This window comes from Bacillus sp. KICET-3 (genome assembly GCF_033261025.1).
GTDB classification, from domain to species: Bacteria; Bacillota; Bacilli; order Bacillales; family Bacillaceae; genus Bacillus; species Bacillus sonorensis.
The window spans coordinates 787,734-801,531 of sequence record NZ_CP137345.1; the positions used below are offsets into that span (position 1 = coordinate 787,734).

General features: G+C 46.1%; 13 protein-coding genes. 11 read left to right on the top strand and 2 right to left on the bottom strand.

All coding sequences use genetic code 11. The features are described 5' to 3' along the window. Positions 1–48: 48 nt before the first annotated feature. Entirely contained in the window at positions 49–627 is a 579-nt protein-coding gene (locus R5H20_RS03920) for a TetR/AcrR family transcriptional regulator (protein WP_006637338.1), read from the bottom strand. A gap of 136 nt (positions 628–763) precedes the next feature. Here R5H20_RS03920 and R5H20_RS03925 point away from each other — a divergent pair, with 136 nt between their 5' ends. Next, the gene (locus tag R5H20_RS03925) at positions 764–1,981 is read left to right on the top strand and encodes a cytochrome P450 (RefSeq protein ID WP_006637339.1); all 1,218 of its coding nucleotides are present in this window, start codon (positions 764–766) and stop codon (positions 1,979–1,981) included. Positions 1,982–2,010: 29 nt separating this feature from the next. Here the strand turns inward: R5H20_RS03925 and R5H20_RS03930 are convergent, their stop codons facing one another. Then, a complete protein-coding gene (locus R5H20_RS03930; protein WP_006637340.1) occupies positions 2,011–2,238 on the bottom strand; it encodes a YgaP family membrane protein in 228 nt (75 codons plus the stop codon). 124 nt (positions 2,239–2,362) lie between these two features. On the opposite strand from R5H20_RS03930, the gene R5H20_RS03935 reads away from it, so the two are divergent. From R5H20_RS03935 to R5H20_RS03980, 10 genes are all read left to right on the top strand, one after another. Next, entirely contained in the window at positions 2,363–4,102 is a 1,740-nt protein-coding gene (locus tag R5H20_RS03935; RefSeq protein ID WP_006637341.1) for an adenine deaminase C-terminal domain-containing protein, read from the top strand. Between the two features lie 25 nt (positions 4,103–4,127). Continuing rightward, entirely contained in the window at positions 4,128–5,117 is a 990-nt protein-coding gene (locus R5H20_RS03940) for a DUF3048 domain-containing protein (RefSeq protein ID WP_006637342.1), read from the top strand. Between the two features lie 2 nt (positions 5,118–5,119). Continuing rightward, positions 5,120–5,431 carry a YerC/YecD family TrpR-related protein gene (locus R5H20_RS03945; protein WP_006637343.1) on the top strand — a complete coding sequence of 104 codons (312 nt, stop codon included), beginning with the start codon at positions 5,120–5,122 and terminating at the stop codon, positions 5,429–5,431. Between the two features lie 151 nt (positions 5,432–5,582). Further along, positions 5,583–6,269, top strand: a complete 687-nt coding sequence (locus R5H20_RS03950) for a heptaprenylglyceryl phosphate synthase (protein ID WP_006637344.1) — start codon at positions 5,583–5,585, stop codon at positions 6,267–6,269. 60 nt (positions 6,270–6,329) lie between these two features. Further along, a complete protein-coding gene (gene pcrA / locus R5H20_RS03955) occupies positions 6,330–8,549 on the top strand; it encodes a DNA helicase PcrA (RefSeq protein WP_006637345.1) in 2,220 nt (739 codons plus the stop codon). 33 nt (positions 8,550–8,582) lie between these two features. Beyond that, on the top strand, positions 8,583–10,586 hold the full coding sequence (gene ligA, locus R5H20_RS03960; protein WP_006637346.1) for an NAD-dependent DNA ligase LigA: 2,004 nt from the start codon (positions 8,583–8,585) through the stop codon (positions 10,584–10,586). 15 nt (positions 10,587–10,601) lie between these two features. Beyond that, positions 10,602–11,792: a CamS family sex pheromone protein gene (locus R5H20_RS03965; protein WP_006637347.1), complete on the top strand. Its 1,191-nt coding sequence runs from the start codon at positions 10,602–10,604 to the stop codon at positions 11,790–11,792. A gap of 129 nt (positions 11,793–11,921) precedes the next feature. Next, entirely contained in the window at positions 11,922–12,851 is a 930-nt protein-coding gene (gene yhfZ, locus R5H20_RS03970; RefSeq protein WP_254726463.1) for a GntR family transcriptional regulator YhfZ, read from the top strand. A gap of 86 nt (positions 12,852–12,937) precedes the next feature. After that, the gene (locus R5H20_RS03975) at positions 12,938–13,303 is read left to right on the top strand and encodes a PRD domain-containing protein (protein ID WP_006637349.1); all 366 of its coding nucleotides are present in this window, start codon (positions 12,938–12,940) and stop codon (positions 13,301–13,303) included. A 12-nt stretch (positions 13,304–13,315) separates the two neighbouring features. Continuing rightward, positions 13,316–13,675: a DUF2620 domain-containing protein gene (locus tag R5H20_RS03980; protein WP_006637350.1), complete on the top strand. Its 360-nt coding sequence runs from the start codon at positions 13,316–13,318 to the stop codon at positions 13,673–13,675. The last annotated feature ends 123 nt before the right edge of the window (positions 13,676–13,798 follow it).

A 13,798-nucleotide genomic window follows, 5' to 3' on the forward strand; every position in this document is an offset into this window, starting at 1 on the left:
CATGAAGAGACAAAATGGGAAGTGCTCATTTTGTCTCTTTTTTTTACATCATCCTTTTTGGATCAGGCTGATCATGGCTTCAGCCATATATTCAGGCGTATAAGGCATTCCATTTTCAAGCCACCATGCCGCTGTGCCTTCATAGGCGGAAATCACAAACTGCCTTTGAATGTCCAAGGGAACCCAATGCTGCAGTTCGCCGTCCGGAGCCTTTTTGACTCCTGTTAAAAAACTGTCATTCCAAAAATCATGAAGTAAATCCTTAATATTCAGCTCATACCTTCTGTTGATAATGATCGTAAAATCACGGCAGTTATGCTTCAAATGTCGATAGAATCGCAGGACATACCAGTATGCCTCCGGCTTATCATCATCGCCGTCAGCGCCATGAGGGGAGAAAATCTCTTGCTTCATCGCTTCAAACATATCGCTCACATGCTGGTGAAGCAGATCATATTTGTCTTTATAATACTGATAGAATGTGGTTCTGTTCAGCTTTGCCCGCTTCGTAATGTCCTGAACGGATATCTTCTCCCATTCTTTTTCGGCAAGCAATTCAAAAAGAGCTTTTTTTAAGTTTTTTTTCGATTGCGTCATCCGCTTGTCCCCGCGGTAGCTGTCAGCCATGCAGTCAGCCTCCTCTGCCTTTTTCGACACATTGCTGTCATTTGTTGGTTGAATCATCCAGTGAATTTTTTTGATTTTAAACTAACATATTTGCCAATATGATTCAGCTGACAAGCAAAAAGAAGGAGTGAAGCGAGTGAACTCGGCAAAACAGCAGAACCCTATTCAAAAAGCTCTTCTAAACGGAAAAAACCGGCAGGACCCGTATGATCCATTTCCCTGGTACGAAAAAATGCGCAAGGAATCACCTGTCTGCTATGATGAGGACAGCAAAGTGTGGAACGTGTTTCTTTATGATGATGTCAAAAGAGTGATCAGCGACAAAGACTTTTTTTCAAATCAATTCCCTCAGCTTGAATCCGGCAATACATTTGCGAAAACAATGGTCAGCATGGATCCGCCAAAACATACCAGAATCAGGTCGATTGTAAGCAAAGCTTTCACACCGCGCATCATGAAAGAGTGGGAACCGCGCATCCGGGTGCTGACGGATGAACTGCTTGGAAAGGCCCGCGGCCGGGACGAAATCGACCTCGTTCAGGATTTTTCTTATCCTCTTCCCGTTATGGTCATTTCAGAATTGCTGGGTGTTCCATCTGAGCATAAGGAGAAATTCAAAGAATGGTCAGATCTATTAGTAAGCTTGCCGAAGAGCGCTTATGAAGAGGACGTCATGGAGTGGCGGACCATTAGGAATAAAGGTGAAGAAGACTTAAGCGCGTTTTTTGAAAACGTCATTGAAGAAAAAAGACGGAATCTGGGAGATGATATCATTTCACTTTTAATTCAAGCTGAAGAAGATGGGGACAGGCTTTCTCCTGATGAATTGGTTCCGTTTTGCAATCTGCTGCTTTTAGCTGGCAATGAGACAACGACGAATTTGATTTCAAATATGGTTTACAGCATTCTTGAAAAACCGGGTACGCTTGACGAGTTGGCAAATCAGCCTGACCTGATCCCCCAGGCCGTCGAAGAAGCTGTCCGTTTTCGCGCGCCGGCGCCGATGATCGTGCGCTTCGTCCAGCAGGATACCGCAATCAGGGGAGTGAATTTGAAAAAGGGAGAGGGAGTGATCGCTTTTCTTGCCTCAGCCAACCGGGATGAAGCTGCATTTGAACGGGCGCACGAATTTGATATTCACCGCCATCCAAACCGGCACATCGGCTTTGGCCACGGCATCCATTTCTGTTTGGGCGCCCCTTTGGCGAGGCTGGAGACAAAAATCGCGCTGGAGGCGCTCCTCAAGCAATATTCCGCTATGGAAACGATCTCGACAGAGCCGATGGCCAACAGCAGCATGTACGGTCTGAAACATTTTCGCCTCCATGTCAAAGAGGCGCTGCTTTCATCATGAAAAAAAGCATCCCAACAGGGGTGCTTTTTTTACGATTGTCCTTCGGATTCGCTCTGCTTCATATATGTCTGGCATACATAAGTCATGGGACAGAATCTCAGGATGCCGGAAGCGGTTTTCATCGCACCCATAAACATGCAAAAGAGCGTCATTCTGCACCACGGCTTTCTCGTGAATTTGGCCGCCGCCGCGGACAGGATCGTAAGCCCGCAGGCGATGCGGAATAAGGCGTCAAACAGTCCGATGTTTTGCTTCATATTGATTCCTCCGATTAAAATAATTAAATAAAGTGTGTTTTCGAAAAATTGTAACGGAATGGTAATGCGTGACAATAGTAAATGTGTTAACATAGGGTCATTACATGTAAAGGAGAGTATGTGAATGTTCGAACGCACCTTAAATTGGAAAAATAAAGACATCAGATCACAAGTTGATGTTGTAAGTTCAAGGTCGCTCCCAACGCTCCTTTTACGAAATGCATACGTATTGAACCCGTATTTAAAGCAGTGGATCTCTGCAAACGTATGGATTCATCATGACAGAATCGTTTATGTCGGCCGTGACCTTCCGAAAACGGCTGTTAAAACTACCATAGATTGTGAAGGAAAATACATTGTACCAGGATATATTGAGCCGCATGCGCATCCTTTTCAAATTTATAATCCCCAAACTTTGGCTGAATATGTGTCACAGTTTGGAACAACGACATTGGTGAACGACAACCTGTTTTTGCTTTTGCATTGCGGAAAAAAGAAAGCGTTTTCTATTTTGGAAGAACTGAAAAAACAGCCTGTTCACTATTACTGGTGGTCAAGGTATGATTTGCAGACAGAGGTGCCTGATGAAGACCAAATGCTTTCGATTGACTACCGGAAGCACTGGGGCGAGCATCCTGACGTGATTCAGGGAGGAGAAATGACAGGCTGGCCGCGTCTTTTAGAAGGAGACGACCTGATGCTTCACTGCATGCAATGCACGAAAAGAAGGCGGAAACGGATCGAAGGCCATTTTCCCGGCGCCTCCGAGAAAACGCTGACAAAAATGAAACTGTTCGGCGCGGATGCGGATCATGAAGCGATGACGGGAAAAGAGGTATTAAAGCGGCTTGAGCTTGGCTATTATGCCGGATTAAGGCATTCTTCGATACGTCCGGATCTGAGAACGATTCTGCGTGAGCTGCATGAAGAGGGATTCCGCCATTATGACCATATGTTTTACACAACGGATGGCGCCACGCCGAATTTCTATAAGGAAGGCATGACAAACCAGCTGATTTCGATTGCCCTTGAAGAGGGCGTTCCGGCGATTGACGCTTATAATATGGCCGGATTTAATATTGCGAAATACTATCAGCTTGAAGACCTTCTCGGCGTCGTCGCACCTGGTCGATATGCGACATTAAACATTTTAGAAAGCCCTGAAAACCCGACTCCGGTAACGGTCCTTGCAAAAGGCCGAATCTTAAAATCAGACGGCGTGAACACGGAAATGTTTTCAGAGCCCGAATGGAAAAAAGGCGGTCTTGTCCCTCTGAACCTTTCATATGATCTAACGATGGACGATTTGCAGTTTTCCATGCCGCTCGGCTTGAAGATGCGGAACGACGTGATCATGGAGCCTTATACGATTGAGATTGACAACTCGGTCAATCAGCTGTCTTTCGATCATGATGAAAGCTATCTCGCCATGTTCGATAAAAAAGGCAAATGGCGGGTCAATACGATGCTAAAGGGATTTGCATCCCGCGTTCAAGGGTTTGTCAGCTCGTATTCCACCACGGGGGACATCGTGGCCATCGGCAAAAATAAAGAAGACATGCTGCTGGCATTTAAACGGATGAAAGACATCGGCGGCGGAATCGTATTAGCCGAAAACGGCAAAATCCTGCACGAAATTCCTCTTCATTTAGGCGGCGGGGCATCAAATGAGACGTATGAGAAAGTGCTTGAGCGGGAAAACAGGCTGAAAGAACTTCTATTTGAAAGAGGGTACGTGTTCACCGATCCGGTCTTTACTCTGCTTTTCTTGCAAAGCACCCATCTGCCATACATCAGGGTGACGCCGAAAGGGATCTTTGATGTCATGAAAAAAACTGTACTCTTTCCATCGATAATGCGTTAAAATATAAAAGAGCGGGAGCTAATGTATGACCAATCGATACGCAAGAGTACTGCTGTGTATAGCCTGTGCTGTGCTGCTTATGTCATGCCAGCCCAAAGAAAAACGGGAAGCCGATAAAAATATCTATCCGCTGACGGGTTTGGAAGCGGATGGGAATGTTCAGCAGCGGCCGCTTGCCGTTGTGGTGAACAATCATCCAAAGGCAAGACCGCAGTCGGGATTGAGCAAGGCGGACATCGTAATTGAGGCTCTGAGTGAAGGCCCGATCACAAGGTTTTTGGCGATTTACCAAAGCGAGATGCCTGAAGCTGCGGGTCCCGTCAGAAGCGCGCGCGAGTATTTCATTGATTTGGCTCTTGGCTTTGACGGCCTATTGGTGCACCACGGCTGGAGTCCCGGTGCCAAAAACCGGCTTAAAAGCGGTGACTCCGATCATATCAATGGAATGGATTATGATGGCAGTTTGTTTTGGAGAACAGACTTCCGGGAAGCGCCCCATAATTCGTATACTTCATTTAAAAATATCAAAAAAGCTGCCGATGATAAGGGATATTCCATGAAAGCCCGCACAGAACCGTATACATTTCAAACCGCCCGTGCTGCATCTTCCGGGACGCCTTATTCGGCTCGGTTAGATTATGGCACAAAAAACGTTACAAACAACGTTGAATATGGTTATGATAAAAAGGCTGGCGGTTATGTGAGAACATCAGACGGCATGTTGACAACAGACCTTGAAACAGAAGAACCGGTTGTTCTTCAAAATATTTTAATAGTGGAAGCCGAACATCAAGTAAAAGATACCGACGGGAGAAGGGATATTGACCTGCGATCAGGCGGACAAGGGCTGCTTCTGCAAAACGGGGAAGTCCGCCAAGTCGATTGGAAGAATGAAGACGGCCGGATCATACCGGTGAAGGACGGAAAAACCGTTCCTTTTGTTCCGGGAAAAACGTGGATCAACATCATTCCCGATCTCAGCAAGGTTTCTATTAGTAAAGGAGAAGGTGTGTAACGATGCAGATCGATAAATTACGCGGGAGAGAGCTTGACCAGCTTTTTCAATCCATCCTGTCATTGAGGGATCTCGAAGAATGCTACCGTTTTTTCGATGATCTGTGTACCATAAATGAAATTCAATCGCTGGCTCAGCGGCTCGAAGTAGCCAGAATGCTTCGCGACGGCAACACGTACCACAAAATAGAAACCGAGACCGGAGCGAGCACCGCGACCATTTCCAGGGTCAAACGCTGCCTGAATTACGGAAATGACGCATATATTATGGCACTGGACCGTGTAAAAGAAAAAGAATCTGAATCATCTTCGTGAGGAAGATCGCAAAACCGCCTGGCTTTAAGAGCGCAGGCGGTTTTTTTACGCCCAAATTTTCCCCTTCTCTTTCTTCGGGAATCCGTTTTTCCAACAGGGGTGAATTTGTTATAATATTTAAATGGTAAGAACGATTGGAGGAGCTTTTTTCATGTACGATATTACCGAGTGGAAGCATGTCTTTAAACTCGATCCCAATAAAGATATAACGGACGATCAGCTTGAACAGCTGTGTGAATCGGGAACAGATGCGATTTTGATCGGCGGAAGCGACAATGTCACAGAGGATGACGTGCTGCGCCTCATGTCAAAGGTTCGGCGTTTTTTAGTGCCGTGCGTCCTTGAAGTATCCACGATTGATGCGATTGTGCCGGGATTTGACCTTTATTTTATCCCTACCGTGCTGAACAGCAATAATCCAGACTGGATCGTCGGTCTACATAAAGAGGCAATGAAAGAATACGGTGAGCTGATGTCACCGGAAGAGATCATTGTGGAAGGCTATTGTATCTTAAACAAGGACTGCAAGGCGGCAGCTTTGACAAATGCAAATCCTGCGCTTGAGCTTGAGGATATCAAAGCGTACGCGAGACTGGCCGAAAAACTGTTCCATCTGCCGGTTTTTTATCTGGAATACAGCGGGATGCTCGGGGATGCCGAGATCGTCAAAGAAACAAAAGCCGTTCTGACCGATACGACTTTATTTTACGGCGGCGGTATCAAAAACCCGGAAACTGCGGCAAACATGGCTGAATATGCCGATGTCGTCGTTGTCGGAAATGCGATTTATGAAGATTTTGGACAAGCGTTGAAAACGGTGAAGGCCGTAAAAAAATGAGCGAAACTAACCGGATTGGTTTATAATAGAACATACGTTTGAAGAGGCGGTGAACGGATTTTGAATTATATTAGCGACCAATTATTAAATGGGTTGAATAACGTACAGCAGGAAGCGGTCAAAACAACGGATGGGCCGCTTTTGATCATGGCCGGCGCGGGAAGCGGAAAAACGAGGGTTTTGACCCATCGAATCGCTTATTTAATGGCGGAAAAGCGCGTCGCCCCGTGGAACATCCTCGCGATTACGTTTACGAACAAAGCGGCGAGAGAGATGAAAGACCGTGTCGAAAGCATTCTCGGACCGGGGGCTGACGACATTTGGATTTCGACCTTTCACAGCATGTGTGTGAGAATTTTGCGGAGAGACATCGACCGTATCGGGATTAACCGCAATTTCTCGATTCTTGATACATCTGACCAGCTCTCAGTCATTAAAGGGATCTTGAAAGAACGAAACATCGATCCGAAAAAATTTGATCCGCGGAGCATTCTCGGCTCCATCAGCGGGGCGAAAAATGAACTGATCGACCCGGAGGAATATGAGAAAACGGCGGGCGGCTTTTTTGAGCAGGTTGTCAGCGACGTCTACAAAGATTATCAGAAAAAACTGCGGAAAAATCAGTCCCTTGATTTTGACGATTTAATCATGACGACGATCCGCCTGTTTGACCGGGTGCCGGAAGTTCTTGAATACTATCAGCGCAAATTTCAATATATTCATGTCGATGAGTATCAGGATACGAACAGGGCGCAATATTTGCTCGTCAAAAAAATGGCCCAGCGCTTCCAGAACATCTGCGTTGTCGGGGACTCGGACCAGTCGATCTACAGATGGCGCGGAGCGGACATCGCCAACATCCTGTCTTTTGAAAAAGATTATCCGAATGCGAGCGTCATTTTACTCGAACAGAACTACAGATCGACGAAGCGGATTTTAAATGCGGCCAATGAAGTGATCAAGAACAACTCAAACAGAAAGCCCAAAAAACTTTGGACTGAAAATGACGAAGGGGCGAAAATCTCCTATTTCAGAGGGGACAACGAGTTTGGCGAAGGACAGTTTGTGGCGGGCAAAATCCGGGAGCTCGTCCAATCCGGCAAGCGCTCCTATTCCGATATTGCGATTTTATACCGGACAAACGCCCAGTCCCGCGTCATCGAAGAAACGCTGATGAAAGCAAACATCAGCTACAATATCGTCGGCGGAACGAAGTTCTACGACAGGAAAGAAATTAAAGACATTCTCGCTTATTTGCGCCTTGTCGCAAATCCGGATGATGATATCAGCTTTGCCAGAATCGTCAATGTGCCAAAGCGCGGCGTCGGGGCGACCTCCGTCGATAAAATCGCCGCATATGCGGACATGAACGGATTGTCCCTGTTTGAAGCGCTCGGCCAGGTCGATTTTATCGGCCTCAGCGCGAAAGCGGCCAATGCCCTTGATGACTTCAGACAGATGATTGAAAATTTAACGAATATGCAGGAATACTTATCCGTCACAGAACTGACGGAAGAAATTCTCGAGAAAACCGAATACCGCGAAATGCTCAAAGCGGAAAAATCGCTCGAAGCCCAAAGCCGGCTTGAAAATATCGACGAGTTTTTATCCGTGACGAAAAACTTTGAGCAGCAAAGCGAAGATAAATCGCTCGTCGCCTTTTTGACGGATTTGGCGCTGATCGCCGATATCGACCAGCTTGACCAGCAGGAAGAGGAATCCGGAAACAATGAAGCCGTGATCTTAATGACACTCCATGCCGCAAAAGGGCTGGAATTTCCGGTCGTCTTTTTAATGGGACTTGAAGAAGGCGTCTTCCCGCACAGCCGCTCCCTGATGGAGGAAGCGGAAATGGAAGAGGAGCGGCGGCTCGCTTATGTCGGCATTACAAGGGCCGAAGAAGAGCTTTACTTAACAAACGCGCGGATGCGGACATTATTCGGCAGAACGAATATGAATCCGGAATCGCGTTTTATCGCGGAAATACCGGAAGAATTATTGGACAATCTAAATGAGAAGAAGAGCACGGCAGCCGCACCGTTCGGACGCAAGCCAGAACGGAGAGGACCCGTCAGCCGTCCGGCGGCATCCTACAGCAAAACCGGCGGAGACGGAATCGACTGGGCCGTCGGAGATAAAGCCTCCCATAAAAAATGGGGCGTGGGTACGGTCGTCAGCGTGAAAGGAGCGGGTGAATCAACAGAGCTTGATATCGCCTTTCCGAGTCCGATCGGAGTCAAACGTCTGCTCGCGGCCTTTGCGCCAATTGAAAAGCAATAATGGCAAAAGACCTGAAATGAAAGGACGAAATTAATGGAAAAAGAAGCAGCTAAACGCCGTGTGGTCCAACTGCATGCACTGATCAACAAATACAACTATGAATATCACACACTTGATGACCCGAGCGTGCCTGACTCCGAATACGACAAACTGATGAAGGAGCTCATTTCGATTGAAGAGGAGCACCCGGATCTGAAAACGCCTGATTCACCTTCACAGCGCGTCGGCGGAGCCGTTTTGGACGCTTTTCAAAAAGTGCAGCACAAAACGCCGATGCTCAGCCTCGGCAATGCTTTTAATGAAGAGGATCTGCGCGACTTTGACCGCAGGGTCCGCCAGGCGGTCGGAGACGTTGAATATAACGTCGAACTCAAAATTGACGGTCTTGCTGTTTCGCTGCGTTATGAAAACGGGGTATTTGTCAGAGGGGCGACAAGGGGCGACGGAACGACAGGCGAGGATATAACCGAGAACTTAAAGACGATCAGAAATATCCCTCTGAAAATGAAGCGCGACCTTTCGATAGAGGTGCGCGGCGAAGCCTTTATGCCGAAGCGTTCCTTTGAACTGCTGAATGAAGCGCGGAACGAGCGGGGGGAAGAGCCGTTTGCGAACCCGCGGAATGCGGCCGCCGGCTCATTGAGACAGCTTGATCCGAAAATTGCTGCGAAACGAAATCTCGACATTTTCGTCTACAGTATAGCGGAGCTTGACGAAATGGGAGTCGAAACGCAAAGTCAGGGCCTTGATTTTCTTGATGAGCTCGGCTTTAAAACCAATCATGAAAGAAAAAAATGCAGCACGATTGATGAGGTTATCGGCATCGTGGAAGAGCTGAAGACGAAACGGGCCGATCTGCCGTATGAAATCGACGGCATCGTCATTAAAGTCGATTCGCTCCACCAGCAGGAAGAGCTCGGATTCACGGCCAAAAGCCCGCGCTGGGCGATCGCTTACAAGTTTCCGGCAGAAGAGGTCGTCACAAAGCTGCTGGATATTGAATTAAGCGTCGGCCGCACCGGCGTCGTGACGCCGACGGCGATACTTGAGCCTGTAAAAGTGGCCGGGACGACGGTCCAAAGAGCGTCCCTTCATAACGAAGATTTAATTAAGGAAAAGGATATTCGGCTGTTTGACAAAGTGGTCATCAAAAAAGCGGGGGACATCATTCCTGAGGTTGTCAATGTGCTTATTGAACAGCGGACCGGCGAAGAAAAGGAATTCAACATGCCTGACGAATGTCCTGAATGCGGAAGCGAGCTTGTCAGAATCGAAGGAGAGGTCGCACTGCGCTGCATCAATCCGGAATGTCCGGCTCAGATCAGGGAAGGACTGATTCATTTCGTTTCCCGCAACGCCATGAATATAGAAGGACTTGGAGAGCGTGTGATCACACAGCTGTTCCGTGCGGATCTGGTCCACAATGTCGCCGATCTTTATAAGCTGACAAGGGAACAGCTGATCAACCTCGAACGAATGGGAGAAAAATCGACCGACAATCTCCTCCAGTCCATTGAAAAATCGAAGGAAAATTCGTTGGAGCGGCTTCTTTTCGGCCTCGGCATCCGTTTTATCGGCGAGAAGGCGGCGAAAACGCTCGCGATGCATTTTGAAACGATTGACCGGCTCAAAAAAGCGTCAAAAGAAGAGCTGGTGGAAGTGGACGAAATCGGTGAAAAAATGGCGGATGCCATCGTCACCTATTTTGAAAAAGAAGAGATGCTCAAACTGTTGGATGAGCTTGAACAGCTCGGCGTGAATACGGTTTATAAAGGCCCGAAAAAAGTGATGGCGGAAGAGAGCGATTCCTACTTTGCAGGAAAAACGATCGTGCTGACCGGAAAGCTTAGTGAAATGTCGCGAAACGACGCGAAAGCAGAAATTGAAGCGCTCGGGGGAAAAATCACAGGCAGTGTAAGCAAAAAAACCGATCTCGTCATTGCCGGCGAAGCGGCAGGCAGCAAACTGGCCAAAGCTGAAGAGCTCAACATCGAAGTATGGGATGAAGCAAGGTTGATCAGTGAGCTAAAGAAATAAGAGGAGTGTTTTCTATTGAAAAAAGCATTGATTTTGGCGGCTGCTGCGAGTATGTTGATGCTCTCAGCCTGTGCGCCGAATTTTAAGGGAGAAGAGGAGCAGGAGATGGTTCAAAAGACGAATAAGTCAAAAGAAAAAGCCATCATCCCGAAATACAACATCTCTGATTCTTATTACAAAATGGTGATTCCTTTTAAAGCCGGAAAAGCGCGCGGACTGACGACCGACCGCTTGAACACGAGGCTTGACATCGATGAATTTGAAACAGGCATGATGCGCCTCGCTCAAGACTCGTTCTCAACGAAAGATTATCTGTTTCAGGAAGGCCAATATTTGGACGAAGACACGATCACAAACTGGCTGGCCCGCAAAAAAACAGGGAATGACCTGAAAAAAGCGGAAAAAAAAGATAAAAACTTTAAAAATCTCGGGCTGAATCCGCCTCTTTCCGGAAGCGGCTCTCAAGAAAAACAAAACGAAGAAAGCCCGGTTTATCTGGCCCATATGCTTGAACACGATTATCTCGTCAGAAAAGACAAAGATACGATCGAGCTCGGCGGCGTTGTGATCGGCCTTGCGCTCAACTCGGTGTACTATTACCGGGAAAATGTCGGCGATCCGCAAAAAGAAGTGAACATCAGCGATAAAAAAATTAAAGCAGAGGGCGAAAAGATCGCTCAGGAAGTGGCAAAACGCATCCGGAACATGGATGACCTCAAAAACATTCCGCTGACGATCGTCCTGTACAAACAGGCGCCGAAATCCTCGATCGTGCCCGGAAACTTTATCGCCAAAACCGATGTGAAAGCCGGTACAAGCGAAATTACCGGCTGGGACAATATCAATGAAGAATACACGTTCTTCCCGTCAACGGACGGAACGACAAAACATCCGGATGACGCGGAGCTGTTCAAACGTTTTAAAAATAAAGTCGAAACGTATTTTCCTAATTACACAGGGGTCGTCGGAACGGCATTGTACAAAGACGACCAAATGCAGGAAATGAAAATTAACATTCCGATGCAGTTTTACGGAAAAAGCGAAGTGATCGCTTTCACCCAATTTTTGACCGGAGAAGTCATGGATTATTACGGCAAGAGCGAACTGAACGTCGAAATCAACATCACCTCATCAGACGGCCAGGAAGCGCTCATTCTGAAAAAGCCGGGAGCCAAAGAACCGACCGTGCATATCTATGATTCATAAAAAAGAAGCAGCCTTTTCGGCTGCTTCTTTTTTTGAAAAGTATCATGGCTTAAAATATTTGTTGCAAGTGTAAGCGCAATCACTTATAATCAATTATACAGAATATAGTATATTGTCTAAGGAAGATTGATGATGTGGGAAAAATTTTATTCTAAAAATGGATTGGCAGCCAAAAATATTGCGAAAGAATTGTTGGGGCTCAAAACAGGCGAAAAAATCCCCCGTATTTCAGACTATTGTGATCAGTTATCCATTGGAAGGGGAACCGTGCAAAGCGCGCTGAATTTATTAGCCGATATGAAAGCCATTCAATTGGAAGCAAGGGGCCATTTAGGGACGTATTTAGTAAGCAAGGATAACAATTTATTGCTCGAAATAGCAGGAATTGCACCATTAATCGGTTCCATGCCCCTTCCATATTCGAGAAAATACGAGGGATTGGCAACAGGAATCGTCGAAGGTTTTGAATCCGCCGGAAAAACAGTGAACTTGATTTATATGCGCGGTGGAGTGAATCGAATTGAAGCCGTCCGGACTAAGAGAAGCGATTTTGCAATTGTTTCTAAACTGACAGCAGATGACGCCATAGCAGAATATCCAAACTTAAAAGTCTTTAAAAGGTTTGGACCGGGCAGTTATGTAAATGCCCATAAAATTTTCTTAGCCGATTCTCAAGAGGATGCGGTAAGGGGTGCTGTCAAAGTAGGCGTCGATTTGGAGTCTCTGGACCAAAAGCGGCTAACAATGGCTGAATTTGAAAGCAAGAATGCCGAATTTATAAATGTCAATTATATGCAGCTGTTTGATATGCTGAATTCAAAACAAATTGATGCCGCAGTCTGGAATGCTGATGATGAAAGAATGATTCAAACATTTAGAGCCGTCGATTTTTGTTCACCGAAAGCAAAGAAAATGTCCGAGGATACAACTGAAGCAGTAATCATGATTGATGGCGGCAGAGAACAAGAAATAACAGAAAAGTGGAGTATGGTTGGCGTTAAACAAATATTAGACATTCAAAAAATCGTAGAAAAAGGGGAGAAAATACCGCGCTATTAAAATGCGGACCCGACCCAACGGAAAGGTTGCACTGGGTCACGCATTTTTACATAAAAATACTAAATACAGTATATTGGAGGTATTGTATGAATCGCAGACAAGTCGAAGAAAAGCTGGAAATTTTAACCGCAGGCCATGCTGTAACAAAAAATGTAGTCTCGGCAACTTTGAATACTTTTGACTTTTTAGCAGGTAAATTGAAAAAACAGGTGATCGAAGACTCGGATATGTTTTGGACGCATATGTCAATGGCTTTGGCCAGATTGGAAAGGGGGGAATGCGAAGATGAACCACCAAATGACATCATCAATGAAGTATACGAGACTCCATATCAAAACATGATAGAAGAGGTGATTGACTATATCGATTCACAGGCAGTTCAAGAGCTTCCAGAAGGGGAACGCGCCTATTTTTATCTTCATCTTCATAGAGTCATAGAATGTAATCAATAGGAGGATTTGATAATGGTGAGAATTGTAATAGGTGGACAGCTGAATAAGCAGGCAATCGAAAAGCAAGTGAAAGAGCTTGGGGGAATTAACGTAGACGTTACAGTCAAAAGCGATTTGGACGCGGTAATGGCGATAAAAAACAATAAGGCCGACTATTATATTGGAGCCTGTGAAACAGGATCAGGCGGCGCGCTTGCAATGGCAATTGCCTTATTAGGAAAAGACAAATGTTCTACCCTGGCTTCCCCAAGCACGATAAAAACCAAGAAAGAGATAGAGCAGGAAGTCGATAGTGGAAAGATTGCGTTTGGTTTTACGGCTTCTTCTTCTAAAAAGATATTGGATATATTAATTCCTTCCTTATTAATTTGAAGGAACGTAGCAAAACGGAAAGGCCAGTCTTTCTAAAAAAAGAAAGCGCTTTAATTTCGCGTGTTCAAAATAGAGAATCCAAATAACAATGGAGGGCGCGTTCATTTTCAGACCTTTAACATG